17 protein-coding genes are annotated in these 18,218 nt (G+C 71.8%); 10 read left to right on the plus strand and 7 right to left on the minus strand.

Translation table 11 applies throughout. The annotated features are described in order from the left end of the window. The first annotated feature begins 85 nt into the window (after positions 1 to 85). From IE173_RS13685 to IE173_RS13695, 3 genes are read left to right on the plus strand one after another with little or no spacing between them, the layout of a single operon-like run. Entirely contained in the window at positions 86 to 1,189 is a 1,104-nt protein-coding gene (locus IE173_RS13685) for an LLM class flavin-dependent oxidoreductase (RefSeq protein WP_191284079.1), read from the plus strand. A gap of 9 nt (positions 1,190 to 1,198) precedes the next feature. After that, positions 1,199 to 2,062 carry an alpha/beta fold hydrolase gene (locus tag IE173_RS13690; RefSeq protein ID WP_191284080.1) on the plus strand — a complete coding sequence of 288 codons (864 nt, stop codon included), beginning with the start codon at positions 1,199 to 1,201 and terminating at the stop codon, positions 2,060 to 2,062. After that, the gene (locus IE173_RS13695; protein WP_191284081.1) at positions 2,059 to 2,721 is read left to right on the plus strand and encodes an esterase/lipase family protein; all 663 of its coding nucleotides are present in this window, start codon (positions 2,059 to 2,061) and stop codon (positions 2,719 to 2,721) included. Before IE173_RS13690 ends, IE173_RS13695 begins: the two co-directional genes overlap by 4 nt. On the opposite strand, the gene IE173_RS13700 is transcribed toward IE173_RS13695, so the two are convergent. Further along, positions 2,718 to 3,545 (minus strand): UbiA family prenyltransferase, encoded by an 828-nt coding sequence (locus IE173_RS13700; RefSeq protein ID WP_191284082.1) that lies wholly within the window; start codon positions 3,543 to 3,545, stop codon positions 2,718 to 2,720. The two genes, IE173_RS13695 and IE173_RS13700, sit on opposite strands and share 4 nt — an antisense overlap. Before the next feature lie 35 nt (positions 3,546 to 3,580). Here IE173_RS13700 and IE173_RS13705 point away from each other — a divergent pair, with 35 nt between their 5' ends. Beyond that, positions 3,581 to 4,759 carry a glycoside hydrolase family 3 N-terminal domain-containing protein gene (locus IE173_RS13705; RefSeq protein ID WP_191284083.1) on the plus strand — a complete coding sequence of 393 codons (1,179 nt, stop codon included), beginning with the start codon at positions 3,581 to 3,583 and terminating at the stop codon, positions 4,757 to 4,759. Here IE173_RS13705 and IE173_RS13710 read toward each other — a convergent pair. From IE173_RS13710 to IE173_RS13720, 3 genes are all read right to left on the minus strand, one after another. Continuing rightward, positions 4,756 to 5,835, minus strand: a complete 1,080-nt coding sequence (locus IE173_RS13710; protein ID WP_191284084.1) for a winged helix DNA-binding domain-containing protein — start codon at positions 5,833 to 5,835, stop codon at positions 4,756 to 4,758. The two genes, IE173_RS13705 and IE173_RS13710, sit on opposite strands and share 4 nt — an antisense overlap. Before the next feature lie 39 nt (positions 5,836 to 5,874). Then, the gene (locus IE173_RS13715; RefSeq protein WP_191284085.1) at positions 5,875 to 6,165 is read right to left on the minus strand and encodes a hypothetical protein; all 291 of its coding nucleotides are present in this window, start codon (positions 6,163 to 6,165) and stop codon (positions 5,875 to 5,877) included. Positions 6,166 to 6,328: 163 nt separating this feature from the next. Further along, complete coding sequence (locus IE173_RS13720) at positions 6,329 to 7,366, minus strand: App1 family protein (RefSeq protein ID WP_191284086.1); 1,038 nt, start codon at positions 7,364 to 7,366, stop codon at positions 6,329 to 6,331. Between the two features lie 86 nt (positions 7,367 to 7,452). Here IE173_RS13720 and IE173_RS13725 point away from each other — a divergent pair, with 86 nt between their 5' ends. Continuing rightward, complete coding sequence (locus IE173_RS13725; RefSeq protein WP_191284087.1) at positions 7,453 to 8,112, plus strand: TetR/AcrR family transcriptional regulator; 660 nt, start codon at positions 7,453 to 7,455, stop codon at positions 8,110 to 8,112. Here IE173_RS13725 and IE173_RS13730 read toward each other — a convergent pair. Together IE173_RS13730 and IE173_RS13735 are read right to left on the minus strand one after the other, a co-directional pair. Continuing rightward, positions 8,109 to 8,783, minus strand: a complete 675-nt coding sequence (locus IE173_RS13730; RefSeq protein WP_191284088.1) for a DedA family protein — start codon at positions 8,781 to 8,783, stop codon at positions 8,109 to 8,111. The genes IE173_RS13725 and IE173_RS13730 overlap by 4 nt on opposite strands. Continuing rightward, a complete protein-coding gene (locus IE173_RS13735) occupies positions 8,780 to 9,583 on the minus strand; it encodes an aminotransferase class IV (RefSeq protein WP_191284089.1) in 804 nt (267 codons plus the stop codon). The genes IE173_RS13730 and IE173_RS13735 overlap by 4 nt, the downstream gene beginning before the upstream one ends. Positions 9,584 to 9,594: 11 nt before the next feature. Between IE173_RS13735 and IE173_RS13740 the strand changes: the two genes are divergently transcribed. Then, positions 9,595 to 10,920 (plus strand): anthranilate synthase component I family protein, encoded by a 1,326-nt coding sequence (locus IE173_RS13740; protein WP_191284090.1) that lies wholly within the window; start codon positions 9,595 to 9,597, stop codon positions 10,918 to 10,920. A gap of 103 nt (positions 10,921 to 11,023) precedes the next feature. Next, positions 11,024 to 13,573 (plus strand): leucine--tRNA ligase, encoded by a 2,550-nt coding sequence (gene leuS / locus IE173_RS13745; protein WP_191284091.1) that lies wholly within the window; start codon positions 11,024 to 11,026, stop codon positions 13,571 to 13,573. 4 nt (positions 13,574 to 13,577) lie between these two features. On the opposite strand, the gene IE173_RS13750 is transcribed toward leuS, so the two are convergent. Beyond that, on the minus strand, positions 13,578 to 13,880 hold the full coding sequence (locus IE173_RS13750) for a hypothetical protein (protein ID WP_191284092.1): 303 nt from the start codon (positions 13,878 to 13,880) through the stop codon (positions 13,578 to 13,580). Between the two features lie 102 nt (positions 13,881 to 13,982). Between IE173_RS13750 and IE173_RS13755 the strand changes: the two genes are divergently transcribed. The 3 genes from IE173_RS13755 to holA are packed head-to-tail and all read left to right on the plus strand — an operon-like array spanning position 13,983 to position 17,852. After that, on the plus strand, positions 13,983 to 14,573 hold the full coding sequence (locus tag IE173_RS13755) for a helix-hairpin-helix domain-containing protein (protein ID WP_191284093.1): 591 nt from the start codon (positions 13,983 to 13,985) through the stop codon (positions 14,571 to 14,573). A 5-nt stretch (positions 14,574 to 14,578) separates the two neighbouring features. Next, the gene (locus IE173_RS13760; RefSeq protein WP_191284094.1) at positions 14,579 to 16,816 is read left to right on the plus strand and encodes a ComEC/Rec2 family competence protein; all 2,238 of its coding nucleotides are present in this window, start codon (positions 14,579 to 14,581) and stop codon (positions 16,814 to 16,816) included. A 10-nt stretch (positions 16,817 to 16,826) separates the two neighbouring features. Further along, on the plus strand, positions 16,827 to 17,852 hold the full coding sequence (gene holA / locus IE173_RS13765; RefSeq protein ID WP_191284095.1) for a DNA polymerase III subunit delta: 1,026 nt from the start codon (positions 16,827 to 16,829) through the stop codon (positions 17,850 to 17,852). Positions 17,853 to 18,218: the final 366 nt, after the last annotated feature.

An 18,218-nucleotide genomic window follows, 5' to 3' on the forward strand; every position in this document is an offset into this window, starting at 1 on the left:
TCTCAGTGTTCGTTCAGGATGCCGATCGTCCAGGATGGGAGGACGGCGTGGAATGCCCGTCGCCCCCGACTGGTTGAAGGTTGACATGACGACTGGTTCGAACCATGTTCCGCTCGACGGTCTCGAGCTGGGCCTCGACACCTTCGGCGATGTGAACGTCGCCGAAGACGGCACGCGCCTCAGCTACGCGCAGGTCATCCGCAACGTCGTCGAACAGGGGGTGCTCGCCGACTCGCTCGGCGTCGACTTCTTCGGCGTGGGCGAACACCACCGCGACGACTTCGCGATCTCGGCCCCGGAGATCGTGCTCGCCGCGATCGCCGCGCGGACCGAGCGCATCCACCTCGGCACCGCCGTCACCGTGCTGTCGTCCGACGAGCCGGTGCGCGTCTTCGAACGGTTCGCGACCCTCGACGCGATCTCGCGGGGACGGGCCGAGATCATCCTCGGGCGGGGCTCGTTCACCGAGTCGTTCCCGCTGTTCGGCTTCGACCTCGCCGACTACGAGCGACTCTTCGAAGAGAAGATCGACCTGTTGCACGCGCTCCTCGCCGAGGGGCCGGTCACCTGGCAGGGCTCGACCCGCGCGCCCCTGACCGAGCAGCACGTGTACCCGAAGACCGAGTCGGGCTCGATCCGCACCTGGGTCGGGGTCGGCGGGTCGCCCGAGTCGGTCGTGCGTGCCGCCCGCTACGGCTTCCCGCTCACGCTCGCGATCATCGGTGGAGCCCCCGCGCGATTCGCCCCCTACGTCGACCTGTTCCACCGTGCCCTCGCCCAGCTCGAACAGCCCGACCTGCCCGTCGCCGTGCACTCGCCGGGGTTCATCGCCGACACCGACGAGGAGGCGGCCGACATCCTCTGGCCCCACCAGAAGGCGATGTTCGACCGCATCGGGGCCGAACGCGGCTGGGGTCCGATGACCCGCGACCAGTTCGAGGAGGAGATCCGCAGCGGCGCACAGCACACCGGGTCACCCGAGACGGTGGCGCGCAAGATCGCCGACACCGTGCGCACCCTCGGCATCCAGCGTTTCGACCTCAAGTACGCGGCCGGAACCATCCCGCACGAGCAGCTCATGCACGCGATCGAGCTCTACGGCACCGTGGTGATCCCGCGGGTGCGCGAGCTGCTCGCCCAGGACCCGATCGAGGCCCTCAGCTCAGGCTCGGAGTCGGACCGCTCTTAAGCTCGGGACATGCCGACCGGCCCGTTCTCCCACCGCCGCGGCCGGCGGGGACCCGCGGGCGAAGACCAGTACCGCATCCGGCGGGTTCGGGGGATGCAGTACTTCACCAGCCGGCAGCAGCACGACGACCTGACGATCGTCGTCGAACGGTTCCCCGGGCCGGAGCAGGTGCTCGCCCGCACCTATGTGCTCGTGCACGGCATCGGCGTCTCGTCCCGCTACTTCCACCCGCTCGCCGCGGAACTCTCGCGCACGGGCCGGGTCTTCCTCGTCGACCTGCCCGGCTACGGGGCCGCCCCCAATCCGCGCCGTGACGTCACGCTCGCCGATCACGCCGCCGTTCTCGCCGGGTTCCTGCGTGAAGCCGATCTGCGTGCCCCCGTGATCGTCGGGCACTCGATGGGCACCCAGGTGGTCTCGCTGCTCGCGCAGCGGCATCCCGATGTCACCGACACCGTCGTCATGATGGCGCCCACGATGGTGCCGTCGGCGCGCAGGCCCTGGGTCGCGATCGGTCACCTGCTGCACGACGGCACGCGCGAACCCCTCGCCGTCTGGGGGATCTCGATCGTCGACTACGTCGTGCGCTGCGGGTTGCCCTACCTCGTGCGCCAGATGCCGCACATGCTCCGCGACCGGATGGAGGATCGGGTCGCCTCCCACGCGGCCCGCACGCTGGTGATCAACGGCGACCGCGATCCGATCGTTCCGAGTGTGTGGGCGGCCGAGCTGAGCCGCGCACATCCCCAGGCCGAGTTCCGGGAGGTGCGGGGACCGCACGTCATCATGCACACCGACCCCGTGATGATCGCCCGCCACATCACCGACTTCGTCGCGGCGGGCGAGCGATCGGCGGCGGGGGAGCCGTCGTGAGGCGGCGCGACCACGTGCGGCACCTGCTCGGCGACTATCCGAACGCGATCCGGATGCGCGGGCTCGGGCTCGCGGCACCGGTGCCGGCGTCGTACGCGGCTGGGCAGGGCCGCCCCGTGGTGATCGTGCCCGGGGTCTTCGAACGCTGGAACTTCCTGCGGCCGATCGCCGACCGGCTGGCCGCGGCCGGGCATCCAGTGCATGTGATCCCGGAACTCGGAGTCAACGCCGGCCCGATCCCGAGCGCCGCCCGCCGGGTGAACGCCTTTCTCGCCGCCCGCGACCTGCGCGGGGTGGCGCTCGTCGCCCACAGCAAGGGCGGGCTCGTCGGCAAGGCCGCGATGCTCGAGGATGCCGACGGCCGCATCGACCGCCTGGTCGCCGTGGCGACGCCGTTCGGCGGGTCGCGGATGGCGCACCTCACGCTCGTGCCCGCACTCCGCGCGTTCCGGCCCACGCATCCGGTCATCCGCCGTCTCGTCGCGGAGCGGGAGGTGAATGCGCGGATCACCTCGATCTTCCCGGCGTTCGACCCGCACATCCCGGAGGGCAGCGCCCTCGACGGCGGCACCAACGTGCGGCTCGACGTCGTCGGGCATTTCCGGGTGCTGGAGGATCCCGCGGCGATCGACGCGGTGCTCGCGGCGGTCGAACGCTAGAGCGGCACGACCATCCGGTCGCCGGCGAGCACGAGCAGCACGACGTCGATGAGCGCGGCGACGATGACGAACCGGAACCCCCACCGACTGCCGCGCAGCGCGAAGACGACGGCCGCGACCGACGCCGCGAGCGAGAGCGCGAGCCCGGTGAGTGCCACGGGGGAGTCGGCTCCGATCCCGACGGTGAGGGCGACCGCGGCCGCCGCCAACGCGAGCCCGCCCAGCAGCGTCGAGGCGGCCCGGCCCAGGCGGTGCGGCAGCCCGTGCACCCCGGTGGCGGCGTCGTCGTCGAGGTCGGGCAGCACGTTCGCGACGTGGGCGGCGATGCCCAGGAGCGAACCGGCGAGCACCGCCCACCACGCCGCGAGCGCGGGAGCGGGAAGGGCCAGGGTGGCGAGCATCGGCAACAGGCCGAAGCTCACGACGTAGGGCAGCGGCGACAACGGCCCGTGCTTGAACCAGGCGTTGTACGCCCAGCCGCCGCCGAGCGCGACGAGGTGGGCGATCGCGAACGGGATGCCGAGCGTGAACGCCACCAGGATCGCCGCGGTCGCGGCGGCGATGGCCGCGAACCGCACCGTCGCCACCCCGACCTCGTCGCGCGCGACCGGCTTGTCGCGTCGGCCGGCGTCGCGGTCCCGTGCGGCGTCGAGCCAGTCGTTGGAGAGGCCGATCGAGAGCTGGTTGAACGCGATCGTCACCCCGAGCAGCGCCACCCGCGCCGGGTCGAGGCCGACGGCCACCCCGAGCAGCACCGTGATGAGGGTCACCCCGGCCGACGGGCCCGGGTGGGACGACCGAAGCAGGGCGCCCGTCATCCGCATCGCCCCAGCGTAGGGCCGACGGCTAGAGTCCCGTCATGGCACGACGGCGCGCGGCACCGATCGCCGTGGCGCTCGCGATCGCCCTCAGCGGGTGCTCGTCCGGGGCGCTGACGCCGGATCAGCCGCCCGAGCCGTGGGCCGCCGTCGACACCGTGACGATCGACCCGCTGACGGCCTACGTCGACGCGCGACTGGCGGCGATGACCCTCGAGCAGAAGATCGCCAGTCTGCTCATGGTGCACGTCGGGGGCGTGAGCCCGGGACCGATCCGCGGCGTCATCGACGCGACCGGAGTCGCGGGCGTCATCTACATGGGCGACAACGTCGCGTCGGCGCAACAGCTGGCCGCGACGACCGCGGCGCTGAGCGCCGATCCGGGGTTGCCGGTGCTGACGGCGATCGACCAGGAGGGCGGGATCGTCGCCCGGCTGCCCGACGGCGGGCCGGGCGCCGCGACGCTGCGCACCCAGGACCCCGCCGCCACGCTCGCGGCTTTCCAGGCGCGCGCCGCCCTCGTCGCCTCGGCCGGGGTGACCATCAACTTCGGCATCGTCGCCGACGTCACGAGCGATCGGCGCTCGTTCATCTACTCACGCACCCTCGGCGGGGATGCCGCGTCGGCATCCCCTCGCGTGGCCGCCGCGGTCGAAGGCGAGCACGGCGTCGTGTTCTCGACGCTCAAGCACTTCCCCGGTCACGGGTCGGTCGCGGGGGACTCCCACTCCAGCGTGCCGACGACGGCGATGAGTGCCGACGAGTGGCGTGCGACGCAGGCGGGCCCGTTCGCGGCGGGCATCGACGCCGGAGCCGAGGTCGTGATGCTCGGGCACCTGCGCTACAGCGCCGTCGACAGCGCCCCCGCGACGCTCTCCGTCGTGTGGAACCAGATCCTGCGTGACGAGATGGGCTTCGAGGGCATCATCGTCACCGACGACATGTCGATGCTCGAGAACTCGGGCGAAGCGGTCTACTCCGACCAGGCGGCGAACGCGGTCGCGGCGATCGCGGCCGGCACGACCCTGCTGCTCTACGTCGGGCCGGTCGATGTCGGCCGCGTCGTCGCGGCGGTCGCGGCGGCGGTGCGCGACGGCCGCATCCCGATGGCGACGATCGACGATGCCGCCGGGCGGTTGCTGGAGGTGCGGCGCGACCTGTCGGACCGCACCGGGCCCTACGTGCACTGCGGCGAGGAGTGCCGCTCGCTCGTCGGCTAACCCACCGCCAGCAGCGGGAGCCCGAGGTACTCGGCATAGCGGGCAGCTGCCCGCTCGACGCCGCGGCGGGTGGTCGCCGACAGCTCGCGCCACGGCTGCGTGACCACCTCGACCCCCTTCGCGCGCACCGTGCGCCGCCAGGTGCCGACGATCTCGCCGCCCGCGACGATCGTCGAGAGGAACATCCCGTTGTTGCCCGGAACGATGTCGGTCTGCGCGCGCCCGGCGAGGGGCGCGCTGCGGTCGCCGTAGCCGAGCAGGTATTCGTCGAAGCCGGGCAACAGCTGGATGCCGCTCGCAGCTTCGTCGAGGCCGGGGCGCATCCGGTAGGTGGCGCCGTCGACCTCGAGCCGGTCGAACTCGTCATCGACGCTCGCGATCGCGACGCGCGCATCCGTCAGGGTCAGCCCCGTCCACCAGGCGAGGTCGCGGTCGGTCGCCGGGCCGCGCGCGCTCAGGTAGCGCCGGGCGAGTTCGCGGAGCGCCTCGTCCCGGTCGAGGTGCCGGGGGTTGCGCACGTGATCGTCGAGCAGCGTCCAGGTGTTCTGCCCGCACAAGACCGCGACCCCGCTCTGCGCGAGCCGCCCGAGCAGGTGCGCGCCCCGCTGACCCTCGACGCCGAGACCCTCCTCGGCGAAGGCGGCGAGCAGGTCGCGGCGCTCGAGCCGACCCCCGCCCCGCAACCGGTCGCGCGCGATGCGTTCGGCGCGGTCGAAGTCGGCGGCCCCGAGCTCGAGCTCGCGATGCCGACCGGCCGCCTTGGCGAGCTCCCGGTCGGCGGTGAGCGCCAGCATCCAGCCGAGGTCTTCCGCCGCGACGAAGTGCAGCGTCGACCGGAACGGCCAGGAGCGCACGATGTCGCCGGCGTGATGCGCGGCCTCGACGGAGGACGCGGTGGCGCCGGGCGTGCGCAGCCCGATCGACCAGAGGGCACCCGTGTAGTCCTGGGCCTGGAGGGCGAGGAGGTGCCGCACTGCGGCGACCGGCGACTCGGCGGCGGGAGCGGCGATGCCCAGCGCGCTGAGGCGAAGCGCGGTCAGCCGACGGCGGTCGGGCGGGAACGAACGGGACGGCACCCGTTCAGTATCCAGCGAACCGCTGACCCCGGAGGGGGCTCAGTCGAGCGGAAGCGTGGGGAGCTGCGAGTCGCCCGCGTCGGACGAGACGACGTACGTCGGACCGGCCTGGTCGGGCGCCGCCTGGGCGGCGTTCGGCGACACCGCGAGCACCCCGCCGACGGCGATCGAGACGACCCCGAGCGCGAGCCCCGCCGTGGCCAGGCCGCGCAGGGCGGTGAGGCGCGAGCTGCGGTGCATGCCGAAGAGCATCATGCCGAGGGCGACCAGGGCGGTCACGCCGGCGGCGACGATGACGGCCGCGAACAGGCCGGAGTCGGGGGTGGGCACTGCTGTTCCTCTCGGGGGATAGGAACCACTTCGGTCGGGGGGACCGGGTCGGCCGGGGGAGCCGAGTGGGGGAAGCGGGTGTTTCCGGTGGGGCCGGAGGTCGCGTGTCCGCACAAAGGGGGACATCGACCTCATCGAAGCTACCGCGCGCCGTCGGCGGGGGTCAAGGCCGGGTTTCCCCCGTGTTCGGGGGTGTCAGCAGTCCGAGTTCGTCGAGTTGCGCGCTCAACCCGGCGCCGTCGGGGGCGTACACCCACGGCACCGTCTCCCGGCCGCGCTCGCTCGCCGGCGCGCGTCCCCCGGCGAGGACCGCCTCCCCGGGGGTGAGCCGTCGGATGGCGACCGCCCGCACGTGCTCGGGGTGGCGCCGCGCGAAGTCGCCGTAGATGCGCTCGTCGTGTTGGCCGTCGTCGCCGATCAGCAGCCAGCGGATGCCGGGGAACTCGTTCGCGAGCCGCTCCAGGCTGATGCGCTTGTGCTCGGGTCCGCTGCGGAACCACCGCTCGTGATTCGGCCCCCAGTCGGTCAGCAGCAGCGGACCGCGGGGGTAGAGGTTGCGGGAGAGGAAGCGGGTGAGCGTCGGCACGACGTTCCACGCCCCGGTGGAGAGGTAGACGACGGGAGCGTCGGGGTGGGCGCGCACGAGCCGTTCGTACAGCACCGCCATTCCGGCGACCGGGGTGCGGGCGTGCTCGTCGAGCACGAACGAGTTCCACGCGGCGAGGAAGGGTCGGGGCAGGGCGGTGACCATGACGGTGTCGTCGACGTCGGAGACGACCCCGAAGGCGGCGGCGGGATCCACCACGAAGACGGGGAAGTCGACCCCGTCGTGACCGTCGACCGAGAGCCGCACCGTCGACCACCCCGGCGACAGATCGACCTCGAACCGGGCGTCGATCACTCCGCCGCGGTCGGCGCGCACCACGCCGGTCGCATCGCCTGCCGTCACGGTCACCGCGGCATCCCGTGCCGGGATCGAGGTGAAGCTGCGCCAGCCCCGCACGCTCGTGAAGCGGTCGGCGGGCGCGCGGCCGGGTTTGCGCAACACGACGCGGCCGAGCACCCGGATCCAGCCTTCGCCGCCGTAGCCGATGAACGGCACGACGGTGGGCACCCGCCCCGCCCGACGGCCCCACGACGCCCGCATCCCGTAGAGGGCGTCCTGGATGCGGATGGCGAGTCGTAGCCCTGGTCCCGCCATGTCTCCAGTGTGTCACGGCGTGATATCAGGATTCCTCGACTGCGGAGGTCTACAATCCGAAGCAGATCAGACTGAGGAGAATCCGATTGGCACAAACACACCTGGAGGCTCCGCGGGTCGAGAGCACCGCGATCATCCGTAACGAGCCCGTGCAGGCGCGCAGCGCCGCACGGTTGACCGCGCTCCTCGACGCCGCCGCGAACGTCGTCCACGAGATCGGCTACGAGCGACTCACCACTGCGATGGTCGCCGAGCGAGCCGGTGCATCGATCGGAACGGTCTACCGCTACTTCCCCGACCGCATCGCCGTCCTGCAGAGCCTCGCGGCCCGCAACGTCGAACGCACCAGCGACTCGACCTTCGCCGCCCTCATGGATCCCGCGCATCCGGACTGGTTCACCGCCCTCGGCGCCGTGTTCGACAACATCAAGGCCGCCTACCGCGACGAGCCCGGCTTCGCCTCGCTGCGCTACGGCGACGTGCTCGACCTGCGCCCCGCCACGGGGCGTCCCGCGATGCAGGGCTTCGCCGATCGCCTCTTCGATGCGCTGGTCAGCCGGTTCGGCCTCGACGGCTCCGACGCCGCGCGCCTGGCGTTCTCGGCGATGGTCGTGGCGACGGATGCTCTCACCGCCCGGGCGTTCACCAACGACCCGCAGGGCGACGAGGACTACCTGCTCGCCGGGGTCGCGACCGCGGCCGCGCTGATGGCACCGTTCTGGCCGACGCCCGCGAGCGCTGCTTAGTCGTCGTCCATCGTCATCGCGTCGCCGTCGCCGGGACGCTCCCAGTGACGCGACTCTGACCGTTCGATCAGCTTCTTGACCACGAAGACGCCGATCACGAACAGCACGACCGCGCCCACGAACAGGTACCCGGCGAAGTGCAGGGAGTTCGCGAGCTCTCGGTACGACACGGCGGCGACCGATCCGAAGGTCACGTAGGCGAAGGCCCAGAGGACGCACGCCGGCGTGGTCCAGGCGATGAACCGGCGGTACGGCATGTTGCTCATGCCGACGGTGACCGGTACGAGCGAATGCAGCACCGGCAGGAAGCGTGACACGAAGACGGCGATGCCGCCGCGCCGGTCGACGTAGTTGGCGGCGCGCTGCCAGTTGCGCACGCCGATGCGCGCCCCGAGGCGGGAGTCCCGGATCTTGGGCCCGAAGAACCGGCCGAGGGCGAAGCCGATGCTCTCGCCGCCGAGCGCTCCGACGATGACGGCGACCAGCAGCCCCGCGTACTGGATCGGGGTCTCGACGGCGGTCGCGGCGACGAGCACGATCGTGTCTCCCGGCACGATGAGTCCGACGAGCAGCGACGTCTCGAGGAAGATCCCGAGCCCGGCGAGCAGGGTGCGCGCCAGCGGGTCGACGCTGCGCACGAGGTCGAGGACCCACAGCAGCACCTCGTTCATGCCGAGACCTCGACCCCCGGCAACGGGCGGCGGAGCGCGTCGAGGCGGCGTCGCCAGGCGTCGAGCCGCCCGGGCTCTTCCGCCACCGCGGGGCCGTCGATCCAGCGGGTGACGATCCGGATGCCGTGCAGTGCGTTGAGCGCCCACACCTCGCACCCCTCGAGATCTTCCGGCCGGGCCGACTCCCGCAGGACGTCGACTCCGGTCGCCGTCGCCAGGGCGAGCACGCTGCGCAGCGTCACGCTGTCGATGCGCTCGATCGCGTCGTCGGGGATCGCGAGCGCGTCGCCCCGCCACCAGGCGAGGCAGGTCGTCGAGCCGTCGGCGATGAATCCGTCGGAGGTGAGGATGACGGCATCCCCGGCGCCCTTCTTCTGCACCGACGTGCGCAGCCGCACCATCGCCTCGAGGTCGGGACCCTTGAAGCGCGGGGCGCTGCGCGGATCGCGGCCGTGATGCGTGGCGAGCACGATCGAGCGTGAGCGTTCCGGCGCCTCCCGCAGCCGGAACAGCAACTGCGGGCGCAACAGCTGCGTGCGCAGCTCGACGCGGGGGAACCAGTCGCCGGTGCGCGGGATCGCGGCGATCGCGGCATCCCAGAACGCTCCCGGGTCGAGTTGCAGGTACCGCCCGCGGGGGATGGAGGTCATGAACCGGGTGCGGTGCAGGTCGAGGGCGAGCACCGTGCCGTCGGTCGCCAGCCACGAGTCGGCGGCCTCGATCGACGCCGGCAGGATGTCGCAGTCGGTGCGAGGTTCCAGGATGCCGTCGTCCCACCGGAACGTGATGGCCGCGCTCATAGGATCAGGCTATGCGTCGCCGACTGCTGCGCCACAACCTCGCCGGCCGGATCGACCCCGAGGCGGCGTTTCGTGCCCTCGCGACGGCGGGGGGCGACGTGTTCTGGCTCGACAGCGGCAGACACGGCGTGCACGTGCTCGGCTCGGGGGCGCGCGTTCTGCCCGAGCGTGGCGCGGTGTTCGACACCCTGCGCGCCGAGCTCGAGCGGGAGCCGATCGAGCTGTACCGGGCCTACCCGGGCTTCGACGGATTCCGCCTCGGCGTCGTCGGCTGGGTCGGCTACGAGGTGCGCGAGGAGACCACGGGCGTTGCGGTGACCCGGCACGACCGGCATCCCGAGGCGGCGTTCCTGCGGGTCGACCGGGCGCTGGCGATCGACGTCGAGGCCGGCACCGCCGACCTCCTCGCGCTCGGCGACGAGTGGTCGGGCGAGCTCGCGGCATGGCGCGACGACCTCGTCGCCCGGCTCGCCGACCCGCCGGCCCCGTCTTCCCGTCCGCCGAGCGAGGCAGAGGTGCGGTGGCGCGACGACGAGGCGACGTACCTGGCGAATGTGCGGGCCTGCCTCGACGCGATCCGAGAGGGCGAGACCTACCAGATCTGCCTCACGACGATGGCGGAGGTCGACGGCTCGTTCGACGACATCGCCTCCTACCTGGCGTTGCGGGCGGCATCCTCGTCTCACCACGGCGGCTTCCTGCGCATCGCCGGAACCTCGCTGCTCTCCGCGTCGCCGGAGCGCTTTCTCGAAGTCGACGCCGAAGGACTCGTGCGCACCCGCCCGATCAAAGGCACCCGGCCCCGTGCCAGCGTGCAGGTCGCCGACGAGGAACTCGCCGCCGAACTGGAAGACAGCGAGAAGGAGCGCGCCGAGAACGTCATGATCGTCGACCTCATGCGCAACGACCTCTCGAAGGTCTGCGAGCTCGGATCGGTCGCAGTCACCAGCCTGCTCGCGGTGGAGAGCTACCCCGCGGTGCACCAGCTGGTCTCCGAGGTCGAGGGGCGGCTGCGCCCCGGGCTCACCGCCGTGGATGCCCTCGCCGCCTGCTTCCCGGCAGGGTCGATGACGGGGGCGCCGAAGATCCGGGCGACGCAGATCCTCGACGCGCTCGAAGCCGGCCCCCGAGGTCTGTACGCGGGCTGCTTCGGGTTCTTCGGCTACGACGGGCAGGCCGACCTCGCGATGGTCATCCGCTCGATCGTGATGGAGGCCGCGGGCGCCTCCGTCGGAGCGGGCGGCGGTATCACGACCCTGTCGATCCCCGACGAGGAGTACGCCGAAATGCGCCTCAAGGCCCGCGCCCCCCTCGCCGCCCTCCGCTCGCGGGCGTAGGGATCGTCGCGGGGATCACGGGATCGGGAACGCCAACCCTCGCCGAACGGTTGGCTACGCTGGACGGGGCCGCAGGGCCCGATACGGAACGAAGAGGCAACGCGTGCAGCACGACGACCACGACCCCGAGAACGACTACGACATCCATCGGATTCAGGCCAAGTGGCTTCCCCGGTGGGAGGAGTCGAAGCTGTTCGAGGTCGCCGGCGTGCCCGACAGCAAGCCGCGCAAGTACATCCTCGACATGTTCCCGTACCCGTCGGGCGACCTGCACATGGGTCACGCCGAGGCGTTCGCCTACGGCGACATCGTCGCCCGCTACTGGCGCCAGCAGGGGTTCAACGTGCTGCACCCGATCGGCTGGGACTCGTTCGGGCTGCCCGCCGAGAACGCCGCGATCAAACGCGGTGTCGACCCGAGTAAGTGGACCTACGAGAACATCGCGCAGCAGAAGGCGTCGTTCATCCGCTACGGCGTGAGCTTCGACTGGAGCCGCGAACTGCACACCTCCGACCCCGAGTACTACCACTGGAACCAGTGGCTGTTCCTGACCCTGTACGAGAAGGGTCTTGCCTACCGCAAGGCGTCGTACGTCAACTGGGACCCGGTCGACCAGACCGTGCTCGCCAACGAGCAGGTGCTGCCCGACGGCACGTCGGAGCGTTCCGGCGCGGTCGTCGTGAAGAAGAAGCTCACCCAGTGGTACTTCAAGATCACCGACTACGCCGACCGGCTGCTCGACGACCTCAAGCAGCTCGAGGGCTCCTGGCCGAGCAAGGTCATCGCGATGCAGCGCAACTGGATCGGCCGGTCGACCGGTGCCGAAGTCGAGTTCGAGGTCGAAGGACGCGAGGCGAAGCTTCCCGTGTTCACGACCCGCCCCGACACGCTGTTCGGCGCGACCTTCATGGTCGTCGCCCCCGACTCCGACCTGGCCGCGGAGCTCGTCGCCGACACGTCACCCGAGGTGCAGAAGGCGTTCGCCGCCTATCTCGAGCAGGTGCAGCGCTCCACCGAGATCGAACGGCAGGATGCCTCCCGCGAGAAGACCGGCGTCTTCCTCGACCGCTGGGCGATCAACCCGGTCAACGGGGAGCGGCTGCCGATCTGGGCCGCCGACTACGTGCTCGCCGACTACGGGCACGGCGGGATCATGGCCGTGCCGGCGCACGACCAGCGCGACCTCGACTTCGCCATCAGATTCGACCTGCCGGTGCGGGTCGTCATCGACACCAACGCCCCCGTCACCGGCGCGATCCCGGTGATCACGCCCGAGATGCTCGAAGCCGGCGAGATCCCCGCGCTCGACCCGAAGGGCACCGGCGAGGCGCTGCACGGCGACGGCCGGCTGATCAACTCGGGCCCGCTCGACGGGTTGAGCAAGACGAACGGTCAGCTCAGGATGATCGAGCTGCTCGAACAGAAGGGGGTCGGCCGAGCCGCGAAGACCTACCGGCTGCGCGACTGGCTCATCTCCCGGCAGCGCTTCTGGGGAACCCCGATCCCGATCCTGCACGCCGAAGACGGCTCGCTGCATCCCGTGCCGGAGTCGGAACTGCCGCTGCGGTTGCCGTCCACGGAAGGCCTCGACCTCAAGCCGAAGGGCACGTCGCCGCTCGGCGCCGCCACCGAGTGGATGCAGGCGACGCTGCCCGACGGGCGTCCGGCGCGCCGCGACCCCGACACGATGGACACCTTCGTCGACTCGTCGTGGTACTTCCTGCGCTTCCTCAACCCGAACGACCCGACGAAGGCCTTCGACCCCGCCGAGGCGGCCAAGTGGGCGCCGATCGACCAGTACGTCGGCGGAGTCGAGCACGCCATCCTGCACCTGCTCTATGCGCGCTTCATCACCAAGGTGCTGTTCGACCTCGGCTACATCGATTTCACCGAGCCGTTCACGGCCGTGCTCAACCAGGGCATGGTGCTGATGGACGGCTCGAAGATGTCGAAGTCGAAGGGCAACCTGGTCGAGTTCGCCGACGAGCTGGATGCGCACGGCGCCGACGCGCTGCGGCTCACGATGGCGTTCGCCGGCCCGCCGGAGGATGACATCGACTGGGGGGATGTCTCGCCCACCGGTGCCTCGAAGTTCCTGGCGCGTGCCTGGCGCATCTCCGGCGAGGTGACGTCGAAGCCCACCGTGGCGTGGAAGGGCGGCGACCGTGCCCTGCGCCGTGCGACGCACCAGCTGCTCGCCGACGCCCCCGGCCTGCTCGAAGCGTTCAAGTTCAACGTCGTCGTCGCGCGGCTCATGGAATTGGTCAACCTGATCCGCAAGACGATCGATTCGGGTCCTGGCGCCGGCGATCCCGCCGTGCGCGAGGCGATCGAAGTCGTCGCCGTCGTCGTGTCGCTGTTCGCGCCGTTCACCGCCGAAGACATGTGGGAGCGCCTCGGCTACACCGACAGCGTCGCATTCGCCGGATTCCGCAAGGCCGACCCGACGCTGCTCGTCGAAGACCAGGTCACCGCGATCATCCAGGTCGACGGCAAGGTGCGCGACCGGCTCGAGGTGTCACCACTCATCGACTCGGGTGAGCTCGAGAAACTCGCTCGTGCCTCCGAGAACGTGGCGCGGGCGATCGGTGACAAGGAGATCGCGAACGTCATTGTGCGCGCTCCGCGGGTCGTGAACATCGCGACGAAGTAGGACCTCAGAGCACCAGCACCACGACCGCTGCCGCAGCTGCCGCAGCCCCGAGCGCGCGACCGCGATCCAGCGCGACCGACGCGAGTCCGAATCCGAAGCTCGCGAGTGCGACCACGACGTGCAGCACCCACAGACCGTCCGCCTGGAGCTCTTCGTTGCTTGCCCACAACGGGTACGGGTCCTCGGGGTGGGGCGGCGGGACGGCAGCTCGCGCAGCCTGCTCCGCCACGTCAACGCCGACGGCCGCAACCGCCAAGGCCACGCTCGTCAACGCCATCCACCGCGAGCGGAACCAGCCCCGATCCATGGCGTGAGATTACGCGTCCTCCACCGTCTGTTCCTGGGAGTCTCATCCCGCCCCGGGCTCGCACCGAACCGCTCGACGGGTGCTTCGGCCTAGCGTCGCGGGGTGAGCGCGACTCCCGGACCCGACCCGCGCCGCGCCCGCGTGAGACGGCTGGCGGGCGTCGCGCTCACCCTCGTGCTGGCGGGGCTGGGTATCGCGGTGTTCGTGACCGCCGTCACCCCGCGCGGGTCGAGCACCGTGATCGCACCCGATGACGGCGCCACCGGGGTGCCGACCGCCGCGGTGATCTACGTGCACATTCTCGGGCAGGTGGCGCGGCCGGGACTGTACGAGCTGCCCGACGGGGCGCGGGCGGTGGATGCGGTGGCGGCCGCGGGCGGGTTCACCGAGCAGGCGGATGCGGCGGGGCTCAATCTCGCCCGCTTCGTGAGCGACGGGGAGCAGATCGTGGTGCCCGCGATCGGGGAGGCGACGACAGCGGCCCCGGGCATCGCGGGCGACGGACGGGTCAACCTCAACACGGCGGATGCCGCGGCCCTCGACACGCTGCCCGGGGTGGGGCCGGCGACGGCGGCGAAGATCCTCGCCTGGCGGGAGGAGCACGGCCGCTTCGAGTCGGTCGAAGATCTGCTCGACGTCGGCGGCATCGGGGAAGCGAAGCTGGACGCCATCCGGGACCTGGTGACGGTGTGAGGCGGATGCCGCCCCGCCTGCGGTTGCTGCCCGCGGTGGTCGCGTGCTGGCTCGCTGCGGGAATCGTGATCGGGATGCCGGATGCCGCTCCGGCAGCGACCGTGGTCGCTGCGGTGGTCGCGGCCGGGCTCGCGATCGCGGCGCTCCCGGCGCGCATCCTCGTGCTGCCGGCGCTCGCGGCCGGGGCCGCGACGCTCGTGCTCGGAGCGGTCGCCCTCGCCGCACCGGCCCGCACCCCGACGGATCTCGCCGAGGCGGCGGACTCGGGGCGGTCGCTCGAGCTCGAGGTGACGGTCGGCGGGCGCGCCGACGAGGGGCGCTTCGCGGGCGTCGTCGCGGGAACCTCGGCACCCGTGCTCGTCTTCGCCGATCCCGGAACGGCCCCGCCGATCGGGGCGACGGTGGCCCTGCGTGCCGACCTCGCACTCACCGTCCCGGGGGAGGATGTCGCGTTCCTGCTGTTCCCACGCGGCGACGTCGAGCTGGTGCACGGGCCGCCGCCGCTGCTGGCGTGGGCGCACGACATCCGCACAGGCTTCCTCGACGCGAGCAGCGGGCTGCCCGAACCGGGCGGCGGGCTGCTGCCGGGGCTCGCGATCGGCGACACCACGCGGGTGGCCGAGCCGCTCGACGCGGCGATGAAGGCGTCGAGCCTGAGCCACCTCACGGCGGTGTCGGGGGCGAACTGCGCGATCGTCGTCGGAGCCGTTCTCGCGGTCACCGCCCTCCTCGGCGCCGCACTGCCGGTCCGCCTCGGCGTCGCCGCGGTCGCGCTGCTCGGATTCGTCGTGCTCGTCACCCCCGAGCCGAGCGTGCTGCGCGCCGCCGTGATGGCGGGCCTCGCGCTCGCGGCCGTCGCCCTGGGGCGTCCGACGCTGGGGGTTCCGGTGCTGTGCGCCGCCGTCATCCTGCTGCTCATCGCCGACCCCTGGCTGTCGCGTTCCTACGGCTTCGCGCTTTCCGCCCTCGCGACGGCCGGGTTGCTGACGCTCGCGGGGCCGCTCGCGGTCGCACTGACGCGCGTGTTGCCCGGATGGCTCGCGACGGTGCTGAGCGTGCCCCTCGCCGCACAGCTCGCGTGCCAGCCCGTCATCCTGCTGCTCGACCCGTCGCTGCCGCTCTACGGGGTGCCGGCGAATCTGCTCGCCGCCCCGGCCGCACCGCTCGCGACGGTGCTCGGCCTCGTCGCGTGTCTGCTCGCCGGCGTGGCGCCGCCGCTCGGGGCGGCGGTCGCCTGGCTCGGCTGGCTGCCGGCATCCTGGGTCGCCGCGGTCGCGACGCTCTTCGCGGGCCTGCCGGGCGCCCGCGGGGTGTGGCCGGGCGGCCCGGGCGGGGTCGCGCTGCTCGTCGCTGTCGAGGTGGCTGCGCTGGTCGCCGTTCTGGGTGTCGGACGGCCGCGCCGTCTTGCCCGTGCGGTGAGCCTCGTCGCCCTCGTCGCCTACCTCGCGGCCGCGATCGGGGGAGCCGTCGTCACCCAGGTGAGCCGCCCGGTCGACTGGCAGTACGCGATGTGCGACGTCGGGCAGGGTGATGCGACGCTCGTGCGCAGCGGGCAGGCGGTCGCCTTGATCGACCTCGGTCGCGATCCCGAGCTGCTGCGCGCCTGCCTCGCCGACCTCGGAATCGGTCGCCTCGACCTGGTCGTGCTCACCCATTTCGATCTCGACCACGTCGGCGGCGCGGCCGCCGTGCTGGATCGTGCCGATGTGGTGCTCACCGGGCGCCCGGCGGAGTCGGCCGACGACCGGCTTCTGGCGGAGTTCGCCGCCGCGGGGGCCCAGGTCAGCCCCGTCGACCGAGGCGACCGCGGCACGCTCGGCTCTCTCGCCTGGGAGGCGCTCTGGCCCGCGCCCCGCGACGAGACCACGGGCAACCCGGCGAGTGTCGCATTGCACTGGACCTGCCCGAACGGGGGTGCCTGCCTCACCGCGGTGATGCTCGCCGACCTCGGCGAGGAAGCCCAGGCACGGATGGCGGGGGCCGTCGAGATCCCACAGGTGGATGTCGTGAAGGTCTCCCACCATGGCTCGGCCGACCAGTCGGCGGGACTCTACGAACGGCTCGACGGCACTGTCGGGCTGATCGGCGTCGGTGCCGACAACGACTACGGTCACCCCACAGAGGCGTTGCTCGGCATCCTCGCAGCGACGGGCACGACGGCGCTGCGCACCGACCTCGACGGCCTCATCCTCGTCGCCCCGGGAGACCGGCCGGGGGAGGTCGACGTCTGGACCTCCCGGTAACCTGAACCCGATGGCAACGACATCCCGCGGACGCCCGGCCTCCTCCCGGGCGTCGATCCCGCAGCTCCCGTGGGATCAGGTGCGCCCCGCGCCCGTCGTGCTGGTGAGCGGCACCGAGACCGTGCTGGCCGACCGCGCGATCCGCCTGCTGCGCGACATCCTGCGGGCCGAAGACCCGAGTCTCGAAGTGTCCGACATCGACGCGGGTGCCTACGCGCCGGGCGAGCTGCTCACCCTCGCGAGCCCCAGCCTGTTCGCGGAGCCCCGCCTCATCCGGGTCGAGAACGTCGACAAGATGACGGATGCCTTCCTCGACGAGACCCTCGCCTACATCACCGCGCCCGCCGACGAGACCTACCTCGTGCTGCGCTACCCGAGCGGCACCCGCGGCAAGAAACTGCTCGACGCGATCCGGGCGGGCACCGGTGGCGGCATCGAGGTGGTCTGCGCCGAGCTGAAGCGCGACAGCGACAAGCAGGACTTCGTCGCCGCCGAGTTCGCCGCCGCACGACGCAAGATCACCGGCCCGGGGCTGCGGGCACTGGTGAGCGCGTTCTCCGACGACCTCGCCGAGCTCGCCGCCGCCTGCCAGCAGCTGCTCGCCGACACGGTCGACGACGTCACCGAAGAGACCGTCGCGCGGTACTACGGCGGCCGGGTCGAGACGAGCGCGTTCGCCGTGGCGGATGCCGCCATCGCCGGCCACCACGGCGAGGCCCTCGGCCTGCTGCGCCACGCCCTCGCCTCCGGTGCCGACCCGGTTCCGATGGTCGCCGCGTTCGCGAGCAAGATCCGCACGATGGCCAAGCTCGCCGGCCAACGCGGGTCATCGAACGAGCTCGCGCAACGGTTCGGCCTCGCGCCGTGGCAGGTCGACCGCGCGAAGCGCGACCTGCAGGGCTGGACGGATGCCGGCCTCGGTCGCGCGATCCAAGCACTCGCCGAAGCCGACGCCCAGGTGAAGGGCGGCGGACGCGATCCCGTCTACGCGCTCGAGGTCATGATCGAGCGACTCAGCGACCGTTCCCGTCGCTGATGGTCGTCGACATCCGGCCCTTCGATGCGGCCGACGAGGATGCTGTCGTCGCGCTCTGGGAGGCGTGCGGGCTGCTCGTTGCGGCGACCTCCCGACCAAATCACGGAGATTCGCGCGCCGGCCGCCTCGGTTGGCGTCAGGACGCCGCCCGCGCCCCGGATCTCCTTGATTTGGTCGGTGCGGGGGGCCAGCGCTCCTGGTCGCGCCCACCACCCGGGAACGACGAAGGCCCCCACCCGTCGGCGGTTTCTAAGGGTCCTCGCAACACGTGATGGCCTATGTGGTTGTCAGTAGATCACGCAGACGCTCGGCTGGGGTATTCCAGCCGAGCGTTTTGCGTGGTCGGCCGTTGAGTTCCTGGGCGAC

Source organism: Pseudolysinimonas yzui, from assembly GCF_014653215.1.
Lineage (GTDB): Bacteria > Actinomycetota > Actinomycetes > Actinomycetales > Microbacteriaceae > Pseudolysinimonas_A > Pseudolysinimonas_A yzui.